The 21,223-nt window shown below is 60.2% G+C and carries 18 protein-coding genes; 11 read left to right on the top strand and 7 right to left on the bottom strand.

Annotated features, from left to right (window positions below; genetic code table 11):
• Positions 1-8: 8 nt before the first annotated feature.
• Both metC and GOB85_RS05060 read left to right on the top strand, forming a co-directional pair.
• On the top strand, positions 9-1,223 hold the full coding sequence (gene metC, locus GOB85_RS05065; RefSeq protein WP_173576581.1) for a cystathionine beta-lyase: 1,215 nt from the start codon (positions 9-11) through the stop codon (positions 1,221-1,223).
• 206 nt (positions 1,224-1,429) lie between these two features.
• Positions 1,430-2,356, top strand: a complete 927-nt coding sequence (locus tag GOB85_RS05060; protein ID WP_173576582.1) for a hypothetical protein — start codon at positions 1,430-1,432, stop codon at positions 2,354-2,356.
• A 125-nt stretch (positions 2,357-2,481) separates the two neighbouring features.
• Here the strand turns inward: GOB85_RS05060 and GOB85_RS05055 are convergent, their stop codons facing one another.
• The gene (locus GOB85_RS05055; protein WP_173576583.1) at positions 2,482-2,832 is read right to left on the bottom strand and encodes a RidA family protein; all 351 of its coding nucleotides are present in this window, start codon (positions 2,830-2,832) and stop codon (positions 2,482-2,484) included.
• A gap of 219 nt (positions 2,833-3,051) precedes the next feature.
• On the opposite strand from GOB85_RS05055, the gene acuI reads away from it, so the two are divergent.
• Positions 3,052-4,032 (top strand): acrylyl-CoA reductase (NADPH), encoded by a 981-nt coding sequence (gene acuI, locus GOB85_RS05050; protein ID WP_173576584.1) that lies wholly within the window; start codon positions 3,052-3,054, stop codon positions 4,030-4,032.
• 322 nt (positions 4,033-4,354) lie between these two features.
• Here acuI and ilvC read toward each other — a convergent pair whose 3' ends face one another.
• From ilvC to miaA, 4 genes are all read right to left on the bottom strand, one after another.
• Entirely contained in the window at positions 4,355-5,374 is a 1,020-nt protein-coding gene (ilvC, locus tag GOB85_RS05045; RefSeq protein ID WP_173576628.1) for a ketol-acid reductoisomerase, read from the bottom strand.
• A 96-nt stretch (positions 5,375-5,470) separates the two neighbouring features.
• Positions 5,471-6,004 carry an acetolactate synthase small subunit gene (ilvN, locus tag GOB85_RS05040; RefSeq protein ID WP_173576629.1) on the bottom strand — a complete coding sequence of 178 codons (534 nt, stop codon included), beginning with the start codon at positions 6,002-6,004 and terminating at the stop codon, positions 5,471-5,473.
• A gap of 171 nt (positions 6,005-6,175) precedes the next feature.
• Positions 6,176-7,990, bottom strand: a complete 1,815-nt coding sequence (ilvB, locus tag GOB85_RS05035; protein ID WP_173576585.1) for a biosynthetic-type acetolactate synthase large subunit — start codon at positions 7,988-7,990, stop codon at positions 6,176-6,178.
• A gap of 117 nt (positions 7,991-8,107) precedes the next feature.
• The gene (gene miaA, locus GOB85_RS05030) at positions 8,108-9,097 is read right to left on the bottom strand and encodes a tRNA (adenosine(37)-N6)-dimethylallyltransferase MiaA (protein WP_408737033.1); all 990 of its coding nucleotides are present in this window, start codon (positions 9,095-9,097) and stop codon (positions 8,108-8,110) included.
• Positions 9,098-9,144: 47 nt separating this feature from the next.
• Here miaA and serB point away from each other — a divergent pair, with 47 nt between their 5' ends.
• Both serB and GOB85_RS05020 read left to right on the top strand, forming a co-directional pair.
• Entirely contained in the window at positions 9,145-10,041 is an 897-nt protein-coding gene (gene serB, locus GOB85_RS05025) for a phosphoserine phosphatase SerB (protein ID WP_173576586.1), read from the top strand.
• Between the two features lie 149 nt (positions 10,042-10,190).
• Complete coding sequence (locus tag GOB85_RS05020) at positions 10,191-12,086, top strand: N-acyl-D-glutamate deacylase (RefSeq protein ID WP_173576587.1); 1,896 nt, start codon at positions 10,191-10,193, stop codon at positions 12,084-12,086.
• A gap of 178 nt (positions 12,087-12,264) precedes the next feature.
• Here the strand turns inward: GOB85_RS05020 and GOB85_RS05015 are convergent, their stop codons facing one another.
• Both GOB85_RS05015 and GOB85_RS05010 read right to left on the bottom strand, forming a co-directional pair.
• Positions 12,265-14,790 carry an excinuclease ABC subunit UvrA gene (locus tag GOB85_RS05015; protein ID WP_173576588.1) on the bottom strand — a complete coding sequence of 842 codons (2,526 nt, stop codon included), beginning with the start codon at positions 14,788-14,790 and terminating at the stop codon, positions 12,265-12,267.
• Between the two features lie 180 nt (positions 14,791-14,970).
• Complete coding sequence (locus GOB85_RS05010; RefSeq protein ID WP_173576589.1) at positions 14,971-15,783, bottom strand: deaminated glutathione amidase; 813 nt, start codon at positions 15,781-15,783, stop codon at positions 14,971-14,973.
• Positions 15,784-16,099: 316 nt separating this feature from the next.
• Here GOB85_RS05010 and ffh point away from each other — a divergent pair, with 316 nt between their 5' ends.
• From ffh to leuC, 6 genes are all read left to right on the top strand, one after another.
• Positions 16,100-17,497, top strand: coding sequence for a signal recognition particle protein (gene ffh, locus GOB85_RS05005; RefSeq protein WP_173576590.1), 1,398 nt, complete (start codon positions 16,100-16,102; stop codon positions 17,495-17,497).
• A 53-nt stretch (positions 17,498-17,550) separates the two neighbouring features.
• Positions 17,551-17,898 (top strand): 30S ribosomal protein S16, encoded by a 348-nt coding sequence (rpsP, locus tag GOB85_RS05000; RefSeq protein ID WP_173576591.1) that lies wholly within the window; start codon positions 17,551-17,553, stop codon positions 17,896-17,898.
• 33 nt (positions 17,899-17,931) lie between these two features.
• Positions 17,932-18,471 carry a ribosome maturation factor RimM gene (gene rimM / locus GOB85_RS04995; RefSeq protein WP_173576592.1) on the top strand — a complete coding sequence of 180 codons (540 nt, stop codon included), beginning with the start codon at positions 17,932-17,934 and terminating at the stop codon, positions 18,469-18,471.
• A complete protein-coding gene (gene trmD / locus GOB85_RS04990) occupies positions 18,468-19,196 on the top strand; it encodes a tRNA (guanosine(37)-N1)-methyltransferase TrmD (protein WP_173576593.1) in 729 nt (242 codons plus the stop codon). Before rimM ends, trmD begins: the two co-directional genes overlap by 4 nt.
• Complete coding sequence (gene rplS / locus GOB85_RS04985; RefSeq protein ID WP_173576594.1) at positions 19,193-19,585, top strand: 50S ribosomal protein L19; 393 nt, start codon at positions 19,193-19,195, stop codon at positions 19,583-19,585. Before trmD ends, rplS begins: the two co-directional genes overlap by 4 nt.
• 206 nt (positions 19,586-19,791) lie before the next feature.
• The gene (leuC, locus tag GOB85_RS04980) at positions 19,792-21,201 is read left to right on the top strand and encodes a 3-isopropylmalate dehydratase large subunit (protein WP_173576595.1); all 1,410 of its coding nucleotides are present in this window, start codon (positions 19,792-19,794) and stop codon (positions 21,199-21,201) included.
• Positions 21,202-21,223: the final 22 nt, after the last annotated feature.

Raw genomic sequence — 21,223 nt, 5'->3', positions numbered from 1 at the left:
AACAGATCATGACAGATGAAGACAGGGTCGCCGCAGGCTGGGACCGGCTTAATTCCCTCCTGGTGCGTCTTGGCAGGCCGGACGTTCACGACGAGCATTTCAGGGACACGGGAACACTGGTCAACACCCCTGTCACGCGCGGTTCAACTGTCCTGTTCCCCGATCTCGCCACGATGCGAAAAGTCGGGAGCGAACGTTACGATCACACCGCGATCTATGGCGCCATGGGGACGCCGGTCCAGCACGAACTTGAACGCGCCATCGCCGCCATTGAGAACGGACGTGACACACAGATCGTCTCCTCCGGCCTCGCTGCCTGCACGACAGCGCTCCTCACCTGGACCTCATCGGGTGGACACTGCCTGATCCCCGATGCCTGCTATGGACCCACGCGCCGGTTCGCGGACACGATGCTCGGACGCTTCGGCGTGGAGATAACCTATTACGATCCCCTGATCCGGGAGCCCGAACTTCGTGCTCTCATGCGGCCCGATACCCAGGTCGTCTTCGCCGAAAGCCCGGGAAGCCATACGTTCGAGATCCAGGACATCCCGATGCTGGCCCGCGTGGCTCACGCACACGATGCCCGTCTTCTTCTTGATAACACCTGGGGTTTCGGTATCTTCGCACCGTTCGACAAGGGCGCCGATGTCTCCATCCAGGCGCTGACCAAATATCCCGGCGGTCATTCCGATGCCGTTCTTGGTGCCATCACCGTGGCGGCTGAGGAAGAGTGGCACCGTCTGCGCGATGCCGCCATCCAGCTCGGGCAACTTGCGGGACCGGATGATTGCTGGCTGACACTGCGCGGATTACGGACCATGGGCGTAAGACTGGCGCGCCAGTCCCGCACGGCGCTGACAGTGGCAAAATGGCTGTCCACGCACCCGAAAGTTCTTCGCGTGCTGCACCCTGCTTTACCCGACAATCCGGGATATGCTCTCTGGGAGCGGGACTTTTCCGGAGCCGGTCCGCTGTTCAGCGTGGTGCTCCAGCCTTCCTGCACGCGTGCGGCAATGGAGAAAATGATCGACTCTCTGTCGCGCTTTGGAATCGGCGCCTCCTGGGGAGGCTTCGAAAGCCTTGTGTTGCCGACAACAGGAGGCGTCATCCGCTCTCTGCCCGAATGTCGTGCCGATCACCCGGCTTTCCGTCTCAGCATCGGTCTGGATGATGCTGCCGACCTGATCGCCGATCTGGAGCACGGCCTGATGCGTCTCTGAATGAGGATTTTTCAGGAAAATTCCGTCCGGCATCAACAACACACCGGATGAGACAGTTATTCCTGGACGAGCCCGCGCCGGGTCGCTTCACCGTCCAGGAAATCAATATCCATGCCCCTCATCGCCGTCTGCGCGTCCCCTGACGCACGGAATGTTTCCGCCTCCGCGTCTGTTCCCGCCTGGTCCGCTCTGCGGATATGCCTGCGATGAAAGCAGAACAGCTTCACGTCATTACAGTTCGTGCCAATCCGCTCCGCTGGACCGTCCCGGATCGGATCTATCATGACTGGGCCGCACATATTCTCGCCAGTGGCGCTGCTCTCACTGTTGTCGAATGTCAGTATGGCGACCGCCCGTTCACCTGCCAGATCCCCGGCATCAATCATGTTGGCGTCCGGGCACGCACGCTCACCTGGGTTAAGGAACGCTGCCTTAATATCGGTCTCGCCAGCCTCCCTCAGGACTGGAAATACGTCGCCTGGATCGACAGCGATATCTTTTTCCGCAGACCGGACTGGGCCAGTGAAACCGTCGAGGCATTGCAGCATTTCGATGTGATCCAGCCCTGGTCGGACTGTTATGATCTTGGCCCGAATGGCGAACACATGTTCCTGCACCGGTCATTCTGCCGTCTGTGGATGGACAATGAACCGATCATGCAGGGACCACGCGCGCATCGCTCGCCTTACCGCTTCGCCCATCCCGGCTATGCCTGGGCCGCGACGCGCGGTGCGCTTGATCGTCTGGGCGGTCTGATCGACACAGCCATTCTCGGTTCAGCCGATCACCACATGGCTCTGGCCCTGATCGACCGTGTGCGTGAAAGCTATCCTGGCACGGTTACGGAAGGATATAAGCGCCCCCTTCTGCGCTGGCAGGAACGTGCCCGCCACCATATCGCCGGAAACATCGGTGCTCTGTCAGGAACGATCGAGCATCGCTTCCATGGCTCCAAGCGCGATCGTGCCTATCAGAGCCGCTGGGATATCCTGACGCGCAACCACTTCGACCCTGAAACGGATCTGATCCGTAATATCTGGGCCGTGTGGGATCTGGCGGGTAACAAGCCGCGTCTTCGTCGTGAAATCGAGCGCTATTTCCGGACCCGTAATGAAGACGCCAACGTGTGTTGAGGAAGAAGGGTATTCAGTTCGGGTGTCTCAGGGCTTTGCCCTGAAACCCAAAAGGGGCATGGCCCCTTTGATCCCTTTTAATTCAGTGCGGTGCAGGAGTCTGTGACTCCTGCCACTTTCACAGTCTATCGGATCGCCGCAATTCCGGTGATTTCCACTTTCCAGGCCGGATCAGCCAGCTTCGCCTCAACTGTTGCGCGGGCAGGCTTATTGTTTCGGTCCAGCCAGGCATCCCACGCCCGGTTCATGGCCGCCATATCACTCATATCTGCCAGAAAAATCTGAACAGAGAGCAGATTGCTTTTGCTCGTCCCGGCCTCCGCCAGCAGTGCGTCGATCTGTTTCAGGATATCCGTCGTCTGGCCTTCAGCATCCAGTGTCGCATCATCGGCAACCTGTCCGGCCAGATAAACGAGACCGTTATGAACGGATGCACCGCTTAGTCGTTCTTCAGGAAGCAAACGCTTAATGGTCATAAAACAGCTCCGGGCATGCAAAAAAGCCGATCTGACCAGAAATACCTCACAGCAGGAAGTCCTCGGCTACCCCGACACCACGCATCTGTGAGACCGGTCGCGCGTTCATACTCCGTCAAAGCGATTGACGCCCGCCGGCGATGTGCCCGGGATCACCACAAAACAGAACCCTCTCCGGACATCCCTTCAACCGGAAGCGCGACGTAAGGACTCCCACGCATGTTCGATGCCCTGATGATCGAAAAAAACGGAGACTCGCAGACCACGCTGATCCATCGGATCGATGACACAATGCTTCCCGAAGGGGATGTCCTGGTCAGCGTCGAATGGTCCACAATCAATTACAAGGATGCGCTCGCCATCACAGGGAAAGGACCGATCGTGAAGTCCTTTCCGATGGTGCCCGGTGTTGATTTCGCTGGCCAAGTGATCGAATCAGAGTCCGGGCATTTCAGACCCGGTGACAGGGTTCTGCTCAATGGCTGGGGTGTTGGGGAGAAGCACTGGGGCGGCCTTGCTCAGCATGCCCGCGTCAGAAGCGAGTGGCTGATACCGCTTCCTCCCGCTTTCACGACCCGTGAAGCCATGATCCTTGGCACCGCCGGATACACCGCGATGCTCTGCGTCATGGCGCTGGAACGTGCGGCTGTCACCCCTGACAGCGGCCCGATTCTCGTCACAGGAGCATCAGGCGGTGTCGGAAGCATTGCGGTAATGCTCCTCGCCCGGCTGGGTTACATTGTCGCCGCCGCCACAGGCCGTCCGACTGAAACGGATTATCTGAAAAGCCTGGGCGCAAGCGACGTTATCGACCGGGAGCCATTAACCCGCACAGGCAAGCCGCTTGAAAAAGCCCGGTGGGCCGGTGCCATCGATGTTGTGGGCGGGCAGGTCCTGGCAAGTCTCTGCGCGGCCATTCAGCCGCGCGGCGCTGTTGCTGCCTGTGGCCTTGCGGGGGGCATGGATCTCCCGCTGACCGTCGCGCCGTTTATTCTGCGTGGTATCAGTCTGCTCGGGATCGACAGCACATCCTGCCCACGTGAAGAACGACTGAAAGCATGGTCGCGTCTGGCGGACCTGATCGACCCGAAAGAACTTGAATCAGTCGTCAGCGAGTGTCCGCTCTCCGGCGCCATCACAGCAGCGGATGATCTGCTGGCGGGGAAAATTCATGGGCGTGTGATTGTTCGCGTTCAGTGACGCCAGATGTTCAGGGCGCCACCCGGAGACCTGTCAGAGGCCAGAGCCTCCGGGTTCCGATTTGCTGAGCAAACCGGGATGCAGGGGGCACAGATCCCTGCCGGGTTCGGACCAGGTCCGAAAAGTCTTTTCTACCAACCTGCATAAAGACTGACCGTCATAAAGAAGCCCGGGCTCCGCCCGAACCCGGAAGGGACCGCAGGCCCCTTCACCCCGGTTTGTTATCCAACAAACCGGATTTCAAAGATCTGCGACCTTTGGGAAATGCGGGCCGGAGCCCCGGGACTCTCTTTCCGTGTGTCAGCCTCAACGCTGGCTGGTACTAGTTCTTTGACTTATCGACCAGCTTCGACTTCGCAATCCACGGCATCATGGCGCGCAGTTTTTCGCCGGTTGCCTCAATCGGGTGTGCATCGTTACGCGCACGTGTCGCCTTGAAGCCAACATTGCCGGACTGGTTCTCAAGGATGAAGTTCCGCACGAAGGTGCCGTCCTGAATGTCGGTCAGGATGCGCTTCATCTCAGCCTTCGTCTCCGGCGTTATCACGCGCGGACCAGACACGTACTCACCATACTCCGCTGTGTTGGAGATGGAGTAGTTCATGTTCGCAATGCCGCCTTCATAGAGCAGATCCACGATCAGCTTTGTTTCGTGCAGACACTCGAAATAGGCCATTTCAGGTGCATAGCCAGCCTCGACCAGGGTCTCGAAACCAGCGCGGATCAGCTCGACCAGACCGCCGCAGAGCACTGCCTGCTCGCCGAACAGATCGGTCTCGACTTCTTCCTTGAACGTCGTCTCGATGATACCGGCGCGGCCACCACCGTTCGCGGACGCATAGGACAGAGCGATCTCAAGCGCGTTGCCTGAAGCGTTCTGCGCCACGGCAACCAGAGACGGAACGCCGCCGCCGCGCTGGTATTCGGAGCGGACCGTGTGGCCCGGGCCTTTCGGCGCGATCAGGAACACGTCGAGGTCTGGACGGGCCTCGATGATGCGAAAATGGATCGCCAGACCGTGCGCGAATGCCAGGGCGGCTCCCTGCTTCAGGTTCTTCTCAAGCGACTCTTTATAAAGCGCGCCCTGGCCTTCATCCGGCGTCAGAACCATCACGACATCGGCCCACTTCGCGGCCTCGTCCGGGGTCATCACCTTAAATCCGGCAGCTTCAGCCTTGGCAACCGCTGAAGAGGTCGGGCGCAGACCGATCACGATTTCCTTTACGCCGCTGTCTTTCAGGTTGTTGGCATGGGCGTGGCCCTGGCTGCCGTAACCGATGATCGCAACCTTCTTATTTTTGATCAGATTCACATCAGCGTCACGATCGTAATAGACTCGCATAGACATGGTATTTTTGCCTTTCAATGAAAAGAAATCAGCGAAAAGTGGTCCGGAACGCAGCAGGCTCCGGTCGCGCCCTTCCGCTTCGGTGAACCGTCAGAGCGTGCGTGGCCCCCGTGTGAGAGCCGCGACGCCAGTGCGGGAAACTTCAGCCAGACCAAGCGGTGTCATCAGTTCGACAAAGCTGTCGAGCTTGTCACTTGCTCCGGTCAGCTCAAACACAAACGAACTTGCCGTCGTATCAACCGCGCGCGCGCGGAACGCCTCGGCAATCCGCAGCGCCTCGGTCCGGGCCTCGCCTGTGGAGACGACCTTCACAAGCACCATCTCGCGCGCGATATGCGGCCCGAGCGTTGTCAGATTGGCCACGCGGGCCACTGGCACCTGCCGCTCAAGCTGGGCCCGGATCTGCTCAATGATCGCCGGTGTGCCGGACGTCACGATATTGATACGCGACAGACCGCCATCCGCCTCGACCGGCGCCACAGTCAGACTTTCGATATTATAACCGCGCCCCGAGAACAGGCCGACAACACGCGCGAGAACGCCGCTTTCATTATCGACCAGAACGGACATCACGGCCCGGCTGAGCGGTTCATCAGAACCATCGGAAGAAGAAGGGGCCACCATCGGGGGCAGGCCGGGAGTGTATTTCATCGACTGAATCCGGAGTCCGAGCCGTTACGACGTCCCGGCGGCTGTAATCGCGACCGGAACAAAAGGAAAGATGAGGCACAGGCAAACCTGCCCTTCACCCAGACGGATCATGACCCGAAAGCCCGATCCGCACAGAAGTTCAGGTCAGACGAGCATTTTGCCCTCATCCGTGATCCGGGCACCCTGCACCTCCTGCTCCGGCCCGAGAATCATCTCGTTATGCGCGGCGCCGGACGGAATCATCGGGAAGCAGTTCTCCCCTTCCGCGACACAGATATCAATCACCGCAGCACCATCATGAGTCAGAGCCGCGCGGATCGTATCATCCAGTTCGCTCAGCTTCGTGGCGCGGAAACCCTTTGCATGGAAACTGTCGGCCAGCTTCACGAAATCCGGCAGCGCATCGCTGTAACTCTCCGAATAACGTGAACCATGCAGAAGCTCCTGCCACTGCCGGACCATGCCCATGTAGTGGTTGTTGATGATGAAGATTTTCACCGGGAGGCGATACTGCGCGATCGTGCCCAGTTCCTGAATGTTCATCAGGGTCGAGGCCTCGCCGGCCACATCGATCACCAGCGCATCAGGATGCGCCACCTGTGCGCCAACCGCCGCAGGCAGGCCGTAGCCCATCGTGCCCAGACCGCCGGATGTCAGCCAGTGGTTCGGCGTCTCGAACTTAAAGAACTGAGCCGCCCACATCTGGTGCTGACCAACTTCCGTGGAGACGAACGTATCGCGTCCGGTCTCAACAGCGAGCTCATAGATCCGCTTAATCGCCTGCTGCGGCTTGATCACCGCGTCCGGCGCCTGGTCCTGCGTGAAGCGCAGGCAGTCCAGTGAACGCCATGCCCCGATCCGCGCCCACCAGGTTTTCAGCGCCGCCTGATCCGGCACGGAAGCATTCTTCTCCCACGCCCCGATCATCATCGCGATCGTGCGACCGGCATCGCCGACAACCGGCAGATCCACATGAATGATCTTGTTGATCTGTGACGGATCAATATCCGCGTGGATCTTGAACGAGTGCGGCGAGAACGCATCCACGCGCCCCGTCACCCGGTCATCGAAACGCGATCCGAGCGCGATCAGAACGTCGCAGTCATGCGTCGCCAGATTGGCCTCGTATGTTCCGTGCATGCCAAGCATGCCAATGAACTGCCTGTCGCTGGACGGGAATGCCCCAAGCCCCATCAGAGTCTCTGTGCAGGGAAATCCTGTCATATGCACAAGCCGGGTCAGATCGGCGCAGGCCTGCGGGCCGGCGTTGATGACACCACCACCCACATAGAACAAAGGCCGTTTCGCCTGCTTCATCGCCGCGACAGCCTGCGTTACCGCATCCTGATCCGGCTCGGTGCGCGGCTGATAGGAACGACGCGTTGTGCGGGAGGGGGGCTCATAGGGCGCGGGACCGACCGTGATGTTCTTCGGCAGATCGACCAGCACCGGACCTGGCCGGCCCGAACGGGCGATCTCGAACGCCTCGTTCACCACTGGCGCCAGATCTTCGGGACGCTTCACAAGATAATTATATTTCGTGACCGGTCGGGTGATCCCCGTCGTGTCCGCTTCCTGAAACGCGTCATTGCCGATCAGCGGCACCGGCACCTGCCCGGACAGACAGACAACCGGGATGGAATCCATCAGCGCGTCCAGCAGGCCCGTCACGGCGTTGGTCGCGCCGGGACCGCTCGTCACCAGCACAACCCCGACACGTCCGGTCGAACGCGCATAGGCCTCCGCCGCATGCACCGCCGCCTGCTCATGACGCACCAGAATATGCCGGATGCGATCCTGCTGAAACAGTGCATCGTAAATCGGCAATACCGCGCCGCCCGGATAACCAAAGATGACCTCGACGCCCTGATCCACAAGAACACGCATAAGAACCTCAGCACCGGTCAGCGTCGTGCTGGCTTCGGGCAGAGCGGCGGTCATCTGTGTGGTCGCGTTCATTGTCGTCTTCTCCCCCAGGGCCTTTGTCCCCCCGGGTTGTCTGAGCCTGGTATCCTGCTGTGATCTCTCAGCCAGGCGGTTTACCTCCGGATCTGTGCCGGTGGCGGGAGCGCGGGTTTAAGCGCCAGATCGGCCGGCGTCAATCCGTTCATGCACGAAAGAAATAATTTTCCCGTATTTTCTTTCCATATATTGCTCTGAACAGACAATTCTCTTTTCATAAATAACCGCATCGCCATCCGCCGCCAGAGAATGATGCCCAAACCAGGTCGCCTGCCGCTTTGTGTAGCGTCCCGTCGCGAGCACAGCCCGCTCTTTCGCCTCTGCAAGACTGATGTCTCCGCGCAGCATTGCCGCCAGTTCAGGCACCCCGTGCGCCCGCATCGCCGGCAGCGCCGGATCGAGCCCGTGATCGAGCAGCGCCCGCACCTCCTCCACAGCGCCCCGCTCCACCATGGCCCCAAATCTTGCGGCAATCGCCTCGCGCAGTTCCGCCCTGTCGGGCGCGAGGCGCACTGCCACAAACCGGCACGGCGCGGCTGGCAGCCCCGGCTGTGCGCGCCACCATGCCAGCCCGTGTCCGGTTCCCCGCCAGACCTCCCAGGCGCGCGCCAGGCGTTGCGTGTCCGTCGGGCTGAGCCCCGAACCCGTCTCCGGGTCCACCTCCATCAATCGGGCATGCAGCCTTTCCGGATCGACCGAGAACGCTCTTGCTTCAGTCCGCGCCTCAGCTCCCGGATCAGGAACTTCCGCCAGCCCATCCGTGAGAGCCCGCAGATACATCCCCGTTCCCCCACACAGGATCGGCAGCCGGCCGGCGTTCCACGCTTCCTCCATGGCCGCCAGTGCTTCCAGTCGCCACCAGGCCACACTGCGCGCTTCCACCGCCGGGCTGATCCCGTAAAGCCGATGCGGCAACAGAGCTTCTTCCTCCGGCGTGGGCCGTGCCGTCAGAATCCGCAGTTCGCGGTACACCTGCATTGAGTCCGCATTGATAACGGTGCCACCAAGACGCGACCCGAGCGCCAGCGCAAGTGCCGATTTCCCCGAGCAGGTCGGCCCGGCCACAATCAGAGCAATCCGTCCGGCCTGTCCTCTGTTCATCATTCCGCCTGCTTGCCTCTTCCCCGCAACCCTGTCACACGCAAATCATTATGGACGCCACTCTGACACTCATCGCGAACCGCGAAGCCACATCCCTGACGCCCCTCGATATCGAGACCGTCTCGACACTTTCCGGCGGACGTGAAGACACTGTGCTCTCTCCCGGAGAAGCCGTGGATATCGTCTGCGCTCCCGTTTCACCAGCATTGCTCGATACCATCCGGGCCGCGCTGGGTGATCGCCCGCTGGATCTCCTGCTCACAGATGGGAACAGCCGGCGCAAACGCGTGCTCGTCGCGGACATGGACAGCACCATGGTCGCGACTGAGACGCTCGACGACATTGCGGCTGAAGCGGAGCGTCTTCGCCCCGGCATCGGCGAGGCCGTCGCCGCCGTTACCCGCCAGTCGATGAACGGCGAGATCGATTTTCAGACATCGTTGCGCAATCGTGTGGCTTTGCTGAAAGACCTCCCGTCTTCCCTGCTGGAAGCCGCCGCCTCTCATCTGCGGCTGAATGACGGCGCCAGAACACTGGTCGCCACCATGCGGGCCAGCGGCGCCGTGACTGCTCTGGTTTCCGGTGGTTTCACCTTTTTCACCGCGCGCGTCGCAGATCTCTGCGGTTTTTCAGAACATCATGCCAACCATCTGAATATTTCCGGAGACACACTGACCGGAACTGTCAGGGAACCCATCCTCGGCCCCGATGCGAAACTCGACCATCTGAAGCGCATCACGGAAACGGCCGGCATTCCTCTGGGCGATGCTCTCACCATCGGTGACGGCGCCAACGACCTGCCTATGCTCCGTGCCGCCGGTCTCGGGATCGCCTTTCACGCCAAGCCCGTGGTTCGCAAAGAAATCGTCAACCGTATTGATCGAACCTCTCTCCGCAGCGCCCTTTTTGCGCAGGGTTATACCGTCGCCGAATTCCGCGACGCTTAATCACCACCAGCGCCATACTCTCCGGGAACCGGATTGCGTCTTATTTGTTATACTAAGATGCAATCCGGCATAGCTGATGACACAATCCGGCATCGACCTGACGCGTTATGGCTGCCATGTTGCGTCGATCACCACCCCCGGAGGCATGTGTGACAGAAATCGTTTACCGCGATGCGCTTTTTTTTGACGGCACAGGATCTGACCCGGTTATTTCCGATATCGCCGTATCCGATGGAAAAATCTCCGCAATCGGCCCTCACCTTGACGCTGGCAGTCAGGCAATCGAGGTGAACTGCAAGGGTCTGTGGCTGATGCCCGGCCTTCTCGACATCCATACCCATCTCGATCTCGAAATCGAAATCGCCCCGGAACTCCCGGAAGTCGTCCGACATGGCACGACGACCGTGGTGATCAGCAACTGCTCCCTCGGCGTGACATATGGCAATCTGCGCCGCGATGGCGACGATCCGATCGTCTCCTGCTTCGCCCGCGTTGAAAATATGCCAAAATGCGTCCTCACAAAGGTCGCTGATGCCTGCACATGGAGCGATTCCCAGGGCTATCTCGATCATCTCGAAAATCTTGCACTCGGCCCGAACGTCGTCCCGCTGATCCCGCACTCCATGCTGCGGATTGAAGTCATGGGCATGAAAGACTCTGTCTCCAGACGCTCCACGGCCCGCGAGCTCAGCCGCATGCGGGATATGGTCGAAGCCGGAATGAACCAGGGCTATGCCGGTCTTTCAACCGATGCGCTGCCCTTTCACTTTCTGGCCAATGACCCGCACAAGAAGAAAAGAATTCCCACACAGTATGCGAGTTTTCGCGAACTCTCACGTCTGACCAGCGTCGTGCGCCGCCATAGTCGTGTCTGGCAGGCCACACCCCCGAAGGAAGACATTTTCGAAGCTGTTCGCAGTTTTCTGCTCACGAGCGGTCGTCTTTTCGGTCGCCCGCTGAAGACGAGCGTTCTTGCGATCATTGATCTGCAGACGAACAGGTCGGCTGTGATCCTGTGCCTTCTCCTCTCAAAAATCCTGAATTCCGGGTTTCTGAAAGGTGCATTCCATTTTCAGGCCATGCCGTCCTCATTCCGGATATGGAGTGACGGGGCCATCAATCTCATGGCCGATGAGATTCCCGAATTCCGCGCGCTCAATGAACTGGAACCTGAAGACCGCGAAGGTCGCGCCCGTATCCTCAGCGACCCGGAGTGGGTCGCCGCGTTCCGGGAAATGTGGCTTAAAGGAAAAAAAGGGTTCTCACTCGCGAGACTTCAGCGCCTGATTCGCCTTGAAGATGTCGTCCTGTCCCGAAATTTAAAGGATATGACCGTTTCCAGCTGCCCTCTGGAAAACTGGAACGGCGAAACCCTTGACGCGCCTTACCACCGGCTTCTCCGATGGCAGGCCTCACGAGGCAGGCGGGGAGCCACCAACACTATCGAGGCTGATTTTTTCTCTCACTTTCCTGACCCCATAATGGACGATGCGGAGTTCCTTCTCCATCTTCTGCGCGTGTGGGACACGGATTTCCGCTGGGAAACGACCGTTGCCAATCGCAATCCCAAAGTTGTCAAAAAACTGTTGTTTCATCCGCAGACCGTTCCGGGATTCAACGACAGCGGTGCCCATCTCGCGAATATTGCTTTTTATGACGGCAACCTTCGTGCTCTGAAGATCGCACAGGACGACGGAGTGCAGAGAGTCTCTCAAATGGTCCACAGACTTACGGGTCTGCCCGCGGCTTTTTTCAATCTGAATGCCGGTGTCCTGCGCGTCGGCGCCCAGGCCGATCTTTGCCTGATCGACCCGGATGCCCTGCACCGATGGAACCCGGAAGGCACCTACGAATTCGTCTGGCGCAGCCAGTTCGGGTGCAGGCAGGTCATCAACCGGCCGCAGGGCGTTGTCAGGCAGGTCATGATCGCAGGTAAGATTGCGTGGAATGACGATGTCTATACCGCGTCATTCGGACACTCTGCATTCGGACGGGTGCTCAGAGCAAAGGATCACCCGCTGGAACAGGCGAAAGTCGCGGTGTAATTTTTCTCCAAAGGCAGGAGCTCGTGGCTCCTGCATCTCCTCCATCAATTATAAGGCGTTGTGTCCATTTGCGGGTTGCGGAGACAAATCCTGATCCTACCAGAGGGTCCGAACTTTCGCCTGTGTGAGATTGACAGGTGCAGGGGCCTTGCGGTCCCTGCCGGGTCAGGGCTGTCCTTTACCCGATATACTGTTTGAGAAACGGTGCCGTCCTGCTCGCGGCCGCACTGGCGACATCTGCCGGCGTTCCCTCCGCGACGATATGACCACCCCGCGTTCCGGCGCCAGGCCCCATATCAATCACCCAGTCACCACGTGCGACAAGCCGCATATCATGTTCTGCCGCGATGACCGTATTCCCGCTTTCCACCAGTTCCTGAAGATGCTCCATCAGACGGTCGACATCCAGCGGATGCAGCCCTGTCGTTGGCTCATCCAGAACGTAAAGCGTGTGTCCACGACGCTGCTTCTGTAATTCCGTCGCCAGTTTGATCCGCTGCGCCTCGCCACCCGACAGCTCAGTAGCCGGCTGGCCCAGCCGCAAATGCCCCAGACCACCCTTCATCAGCGTAACCAGCGTCGCAGACGGGGCGGGATCGTCAGCAAAGAACCTGGTGGCCTCTTCGACATTCATCGCCAGCACATCGGCAATCGATCTGCCGTGATACATCACGTCCAGCACCTCGGGCTTATAACGTGAGCCATGACAGATCGGACAGGGGGTGTAGACGCTCGGCAAAAACAGCAGTTCCACCATTACCGAACCTGCCCCTTCACAATGCGGACACCGCCCTCTGGGCATGTTGAAGGAGAACCAGCTGGCATCATATTTCCGCTCACGCGCCAGATCGGTGCGTGCATACAGTTTGCGGATTGTATCAAACAGCCCCGTATACGTTGCCAGATTGGAGCGTGGCGTCCGTCCGATAGGTTTCTGATCAATGACAACCAGCCGCCGGATCGTCTCCAGACCCGCCGTAATCCGAGCCTGAGGATGGGTTGCCGGCGCCTGCGACAACAGCATATCGTCATCGCCATCCTCCTCCATGTCCGCCAAAGGCTGCCCCAGCGCCTGCGCAACAATGGTTGTGAGAACCTGACTGACCAGCGATGATTTTCCTGAACCGGATACGCCCGTCACCGACGTAAATACACCCAGCGGAAACGACGCTGACAGATCATCCAGATTGTTCCACCGGATTCCTTTCAGCTTCAGCCATCCGGCCGGCACCCGTGGTGTCCGATGCGGCAACGCAGGCGGCGAAAACAGATAGGCTCGTGTGCTGGACTCCGCCACATCACGCAACCCGTCCGGCGGACCGGAATACAGGACATGCCCCCCGGCCTCACCCGCCATCGGGCCGACATCCACAATCCATTCCGCCTTACGGATGATATCGAGGTTATGCTCGACCAGAAAAAGAGAATTTCCGGCGGCCTTCAGTTTTGACAATGCTTCCAGCAGCGCCTCCGTATCCGCCGGATGCAGTCCCGATGACGGCTCGTCAAGAACGTAAACAACACCGAACAGGCTGGAATGAATCTGCGTCCCCAGACGCAGACGCTGATACTCACCCGGCGACAATGTCTGCACGCCCCGGTCCATCTGCAGATAACCAAGTCCGAGATGCAGCAACACACCAATACGCGCGCTCATATCGGTCACGATGCGCTGCGCCGCGATCCCCTTCGCATTTCCGGCACCAGCCTGAGTTTTCCTCGCGACATCGGAAAGCTTTGTGGCGATCTCTTCCAGAGGCAGAGCCGTCAGCTGCGCGATGTTCAGTCCACCGAACGTCACGTGCAATGCGTCTGCGTTCAGCTTCTGGCCATGACATTCCGGGCATTCCGTCGCCGTCATGAACGATTCTGCCCGCCTGCGCATTGTCGCACTCTGCGAACCGGAAAACGTCTGCATGATATAGCGACGCGCGCCTGTAAAAGTCCCGTTATAACCGGGCTCTTTCTTCTGTGTGATCGCTGCCTGCACCTGCTCATGTGTCAGCCCCGGATAAACCGGAACCGTAGGTGTCTCATCTGTGTACAGAATCCAGTCCCGCGTCTTACGCGGCAAATCACGCCAGGGACAGTCCACATCCACACCCATGGTGATCAGAATGTCGCGCAGATTCTGTCCCTGCCAGGCTGTCGGCCATGATGCCACGGCCCGTTCACGGATCGACAAACTGTCATCCGGCACCATTGAGGCTTCGGTGACATCCAGAATACGACCGAGCCCATGACATTTCGGACAGGCGCCCATCGGTGTATTGGGCGAAAACGATTCAGCTTCCAGTCGCGCCAGACCCGCCGGATACGTCCCTGCTCGCGAGTAAAGCATCCGCAGCAGGTTCGATAGCGTCGTGATACTGCCAACGGATGACCGTCCCGAACTTCCTCCACGCTGCTGCTGAAGGGCAATCGCTGGCGGCAATCCGTCGACAGAATCCACTTCCGGAACCGGCATCTGCTGAAACAGTCTGCGGGCATAAGGCGAAACGGATTCCAGGTAGCGCCGCTGCGCCTCGGCATAGATCGTCCCGAACGCAAGCGAGGATTTTCCTGAACCGGAAACCCCTGTAAACACCACCACCTTATCGCGCGGAATGTCGACGCTCACATCACGCAGATTATGCTCCCGTGCGCCGCGCACATGAACATAGCCATCCGCCGCTCCGTCCGGAGACGTTTGAACCTTCGACATCTGACCACTCCGCAATCCTGAGACACGACAGAAACAGGAGGCGCAGTTCAGACCTTCAGAGAAGAAAAACGGACGCGCAGCCCTGCCTCACCTTTTTCACTCTAAAGTGAACCGGCGTGATGAGGCACCCTCCGCGTCACAACCCCGAAAATCAGCGTTCCTTAGAAAAAATGACGTGGGTCAATGACGTTCCACCACATCCTGTGCACGCAATTCCGGTTCAGCGAAGCGCCGGTTCGCAAGCACGGGCAGCGCCTGCCGCGCCGCCGCGATCCGGTCCCGGCTTACATCACAAAACAGCAGATCCGGCGCGATCCCGGCGCGCACGACAGCTACGCCCAGCGGATCGACCATCATGCTGCATCCGATATTGCGTGCCCCGCATTCCCCGACAGCCGCAACATAACAGGTGTTTTCCAGCGCCCGCGCCGTGACCATCACTTCCCAGTGCCACTCCTTGGACGGCCCCCGAACCCAGGCTGCCGGAACGGTGAGCAGATCCGCTCCGTCCAGCGCCAGACGGCGTGCCAGTTCCGGGAAACGCACATCATAACAGGTCATCAGCCCGACATTGATGTCCCCGACCCGAACCAGAGCCGGAACCTCGTCCCCGGGCACATAATGATCGGACTCCTTCATCGAAAATGCATCATACAGATGAAGCTTGCGATAGACCGCGACGACGCCGGCCCCGTTCACAACGACCTGACAGTTATAGGCAAAGCCCGGACGTGCCGGCACCGAGATGCAGCCAATCACTGTCAGGTCCGTCCCGTCCAGCGCCTTCACCAGCCCGGTCACAAAGGGACCATCCAGAGCCTGTGCCGTCCGCACGGTAATTCCGAGATCCTTCACATCCGCCGCAATAATGCTTTCCGGCAGCACCAGCAGCTTCGCGCCTTCCGCTGCCGCCCTTTTAATAAGAGACACACACTGCGCGAGATTGGCGCTCCATTCCGGAGTCACCGCGAACTGACCAAGAGCAACTTTCATCGGGAATCTCCTCAGGCAATGGCATGCTGGTGAAGCGTTGATGTCATATCGGGAATCGAGTCGCCGGATATGAACCTTCTGATAACAGGAAAGGCCCGGAGCTTTGCCCTGTAAGCACTCATGTTAAAGCCGGACAGTGAAACGGTGAGACTTTGCCGGGATCCGGGGCAGCGCCCTGCGTTCCCCGCACGAGCGAATATATCACAAAACCTTTGACATCCCGCCCCCCGGGCGCGTAAAGCCCCGGTCCAGCATAAGTCCCGCCACATCGCGAGTATTCGCGCAGTGGCGCGTAATCTCTTGGGGTAAACGGTTCTTGTTCGAATCTCTTTCCGACAGGTTTTCCGGCGTTATCGGTGATCTCGGTAAGCGTGGCACGCTGACCGAGGCCGACGTGGCCGAAGCCATGCGCGAAGTCCGTCTGGCCATGCTGGACGCCGACGTCGCGCTGCCGGTCGTCAAAGATTTCGTCAACAAGGTTAAAGAACGCTCCGTCGGACACGAGGTGCTTGAAAGCATCTCTCCCGGCCAGGCCGTTGCCAAGATCGTCAACGATGCGCTGATCGACGCCCTTGGCGGCGCCGGTGCCGTTCCGCTGAACCTCAATGCCGTTCCGCCGGTGCCGATCCTTATGGTCGGCCTTCAGGGTTCCGGTAAAACCACGACGTCCGGCAAGATTGCCCTCCGACTCGCCACCCGCGAGCGGAAGAAGGTTCTGCTGGCCTCGCTTGATACGCAGCGTCCCGCAGCACAGCTCCAGCTCCAGCAACTCGCCGAGCGTGCCGGCGTGACCTCGCTGCCGATCATCCCCGGCCAGACCCCGGTCGAAATCGCGAAACGCGCGATGGAAACCGGTCGCAGTCAGGGTTATGACGTCGTCATCCTCGACACCGCCGGTCGCCTGTCGATCGACGAAGCGCTGATGGAAGAAGTCCGGCAGATCCGCGATGTCACATCGCCTGCTGAAACGCTGCTCGTCGTCGATGCGATGACAGGTCAGGACGCCGTCAATACCGCAAAGCACTTCAACGAGGCGATCGGTGTCAGCGGCGTTGTCATGACCCGTATGGATGGTGATGCGCGTGGGGGCGCTGCTCTTTCCATGCGTGCCATTACCGGCGCGCCGATCAAGCTGACAGGCTCGGGCGAAAAGCTCGATGCCCTGGAAGAATTCCACCCCGAGCGCGTCGCCGGCCGTATCCTGGGCCTCGGTGACATCGCCGGTCTGGTGGAAAAAGCCGCCGATACGCTCGACCAGGAAGAAGGCGAGCGGCTGGCCAAGAAGATGATGGCCGGCAAGTTCGATCTTGACGACTATGTTTCCCAGATCAGGCAGATCCAGAAGATGGGATCGATCTCAGGCATCCTTGGCATGTTGCCGGGGATGGGCAAGATCAAAGACATGGTCGACACGAAGAACATCGACACAACGATTTTCAAACGTCACCAGGCCATTATTTCTTCCATGACAAAAGCAGAGCGGAAAACGCCTGCCATGATCAAGGCGTCGCGCAAAAAGCGTATCGCCTCGGGGTCTGGAACCACAGTTCAGGACGTCAACAAACTGCTCAAGCAGTTTGATGACATGTCCACCATGATGAAGCGGATCAACAAAATGGGGCTGAAAGGTCTCATGCGACAGGCATCCGCGCTCATGTCCGGGGGTGGCGGGGGCCGTGGCGGCCCTCCCGGTGGCCGGCCGCCTTTCGGCTGACCCCAATCCCCCGCCCGTTTTTCCCTTTTCTGACAATCTCCGGAGTAGTCTGAATGAGCCTTAAAATCCGTCTCGCCCGCGCCGGTGCGAAGAAGCGTCCTTACTACCACATCGTGATCGCGGACAGCCGCTCACCGCGCGATGGCCGCTTCATCGAGAAGGTCGGCGCCTACAACCCGATGCTGCCGTCCGACCACGCCGAGCGCGTTCGTCTGACCAGCGAGCGCATCACGCACTGGCTGTCTCAGGGCGCCCTGCCGACCGACCGCGTTGCCCGCTTCCTCGGTAATGCCGGCCTGATCGCGAAGCCGACCTGGAACGAGCAGCCGAAGCAGGCCGCTCCGAAGAAGAAGGCTCAGGAGCGCGCTGCCGCTGCTGCAAAAGCTGCTGCTGCCGTCTGAATATTGAAAAGACCGTAAAGTCACTTCCGCGCCATGACAGACGCTCGCATCCAGATCGGAGTTATAGGGAGACCGCACGGCGTGCGCGGGCTGGTGCATGTGCACAGCCTCGCCACCGATCCGGGCTCGCTGACTTCGTACGGCGTGCTGACGGATGATCGGGGCGCGCAGTGGACGCTGTCATGGCGCGGAGATGGGGTGGCCGAGCTGTGTGACGCGCAGGGAAACCCCCTCGCCGACCGCAATGCGGCCCAGGCTCTCGTCAACCGCAAGCTCTATGTAAGCCGGGACAAACTGCCGGAACCGGAGCCCGAAGAGTTCTATCATTCGGATCTTATCGGGCTGGATGCTCTTGAAAACGGCGAGTCCCTCGGGCGCGTCGTCATCGTGCATGATTACGGCGCCGGAGCGAGCCTTGAGCTCGATTCCGGTCTGGTTATTCCGTTTACCCGCGCCTGCGTGCCGGAGATCGACTTCACCAGCCGGAACCTGACCATCTCGCGTCCGGTCGAAGTCAACGGTGAAGCTGACCAGGAGCCGAAACGGGCGAAAGTCCATGGAGGCGAGGCATGAGCTGGACAGCGACAATCCTGACGCTATTTCCGGACATGTTCCCGGGGCCGCTTGGTCAGTCTCTGGCCGGCAAGGCACTGGATGCCGGATCGTGGCATTGCGATGCACGGGATCTGCGTCCCTTCGGTCTCGGCCGGCACAACACCGTGGACGATACGCCCTGTGGTGGCGGAGCGGGCATGGTGATGAGGCCGGATGTGGTGGACGCCGCTCTGGCAGCGGTCTCACGGGACGATGGCGCGCCCTGCGTCTATCTCACCCCGCGTGGTCGTCCGCTGACCCAGGCCGATATCCGTCGCTACGCCACGGGGCCGGGCGTCACCCTGCTCTGCGGTCGCTATGAAGGTGTGGACGAACGCGTTCTCGAAGCGCGCGCCATCGAGCAGGTTTCGATCGGCGATTATGTCCTCTCCGGCGGCGAGACGGCAGCGCTTGTTCTGCTCGATGCCTGCGTCCGGCTCCTGCCGGGTGTCATGGGCTCGGCGGAGAGTGGCGTCGAAGAGAGCTTTTCGGACGGTCTTCTCGAATACCCTCACTACACCCGCCCGGCAGAATGGGATGGCCGCGCGGTGCCGGACGTCCTGCTGTCCGGCAACCATGCCGCCATCTCACGCTGGCGGCGCGAACAATCCGAACGGGTCACGCGCGAGCGCAGGCCCGATCTGTGGGCAGCCCACCTGTCGAACACAACACGCTCATCGGTTCAGGAAGGACATCCGATATGAACATTATCCAGCAGTATGAGGCCGACGAAATCGCGCGTCTCAGCGCCATCCGTGCGGTCCCCGTTTTCCAGGCCGGCGACACCGTCCGCGTGTCCGTCCGCGTCAAGGAAGGCGAGCGCGAGCGCGTGCAGGCCTATGAAGGCGTCTGCATCGCCCGCTCCAACAAGGGTCTGAACAGCAACTTCACGGTTCGCAAAATCTCGAATGGTGAAGGCGTCGAGCGTGTGTTCCCGCTCTATGCACCGACCATCGCCGAGATCCACGTCGTGCGTCGTGGTAAGGTCCGTCGTGCGAAGCTGTATTACCTGCGTGGTCGCAGCGGCAAGTCTGCCCGTATCGCCGAGCGCGCCCGTGACACGGGTGAGAAAGCGGCTGCCAGCAAGAAGTAATCTGTTGTCTGGCCGGACTTGCAGAAAGTCCGGCCAGAACCGATGTTCTGCGGGCAGGTTATCGGGGGTTGTTCTGTCCCCGATCCCGTCAGAGGCCTGTGACCGCTGAAAACCTGTTTATCAAACCGAACCGGGGTTAAAATCCTCTGACGGGCCGGGCTGAGTCCGGAGCGCAGTCCCGCTTCATTCCCATATGAGGAATCGTCATGTCGTCGCCGCGCACTCTGTTCGACAAGATCTGGGCCAGCCACGTCGTCGATACTCTGCCGGACGGCACGGCCATCCTCTATATCGACCGCCACCTCCTTCATGAGGTTACCAGCCCGCAGGCTTTCGAGGGCCTTCGCCTCGCCGGTCGCAAGCTGCGCCATCCCGACGCGACCATCGCCGTTGTTGACCACAACGTGCCGACCTCCGACCGCACGAAGCCGATCGAGGAGCCGGAAAGCCGGAACCAGATCGAAACGCTCGAACGGAACGTGAAAGAATTCGGTGTCCCCTATTTCCCGCTTCTGTCTGCCAGTCAGGGCATCGTCCACGTTGTTGGCCCCGAACAGGGTATCTCCCTGCCTGGCATGACCATCGTCTGCGGCGACTCCCACACCTCAACGCATGGCGCGATGGGCTCCCTCGCTTTCGGCATCGGGACTTCCGAGGTCGAGCACGTGATGGCCACCCAGACCATCCTGCAGAAGCCCGCAAAGAACATGCGGATCAGCGTCGATGGTGAACTGACTCCGGGTGTGACCGCGAAAGACGTCGTGCTGGCCATCATTGGAAAAATCGGCACCGCCGGCGGCACGGGTCATGTGATTGAATTCGCCGGCTCCGCCATTCGTGGTCTCGACATGGCCGGTCGCATGACCGTCTGCAACATGGCCATCGAAGCCGGTGCCCGCGCGGGCCTGATCGCCCCTGACGACACGACCTTCGACTATGTCCGGGGTCGTCGCTTCGCCCCGAAAGGCGCTGATTTCGACGCCGCCGTTGACTACTGGCGGACGCTTCCTTCCGACGAAGGCGCTGTTTACGACACTGAAATCGCTCTGCGCGCCGAAGAGATCGAGCCCTGCCTGACCTGGGGCACCAGCCCCGAGACAGTTCTGCCGATCAGCGGCACGGTGCCCGATCCGGCCAGCGAGACCGATGAGGCCAAACGCGCTCAGCTTCAGCGCATGCTCGACTACATGGATCTTAAAGCGGGCCAGAAAATCGCCGGCACTCCGGTCGATGTCGTTTTCATTGGCTCCTGCACCAACAGCCGCATCGAAGACCTCCGCGCCGCTGCGGTCATCGCGACTGGTCGCAAAGTCGCACATGACGTGCGTGCCATGATCGTCCCCGGCTCTGGCCTGGTGAAGGCTCAGGCCGAGCAGGAAGGTCTGGACCGCATCTTTCTCGATGCCGGTTTTGAATGGCGCGAGGCTGGCTGCTCCATGTGTCTGGGCATGAATCCGGACCGACTGACGCCGGGTCAGCGCTGTGCCTCGACGTCAAACCGCAATTTTGAAGGACGGCAGGGGCCGGGCGGGCGGACGCATCTGCTCTCCCCCGCCATGGCCGCCGCCGCTGCTGTCACCGGTGTTCTTACCGACGCCCGCGAACTCGCCGTCTGACCGGCAGGAAGGATCTGACGCG

The sequence above is a fragment of the Acetobacter fallax genome (assembly GCF_011516735.1).
GTDB lineage: Bacteria > Pseudomonadota > Alphaproteobacteria > Acetobacterales > Acetobacteraceae > Acetobacter > Acetobacter fallax.
The sequence above is the reverse complement of the archived record's forward strand: the minus strand, read 5'-3'. Positions and strand labels throughout refer to the sequence as shown.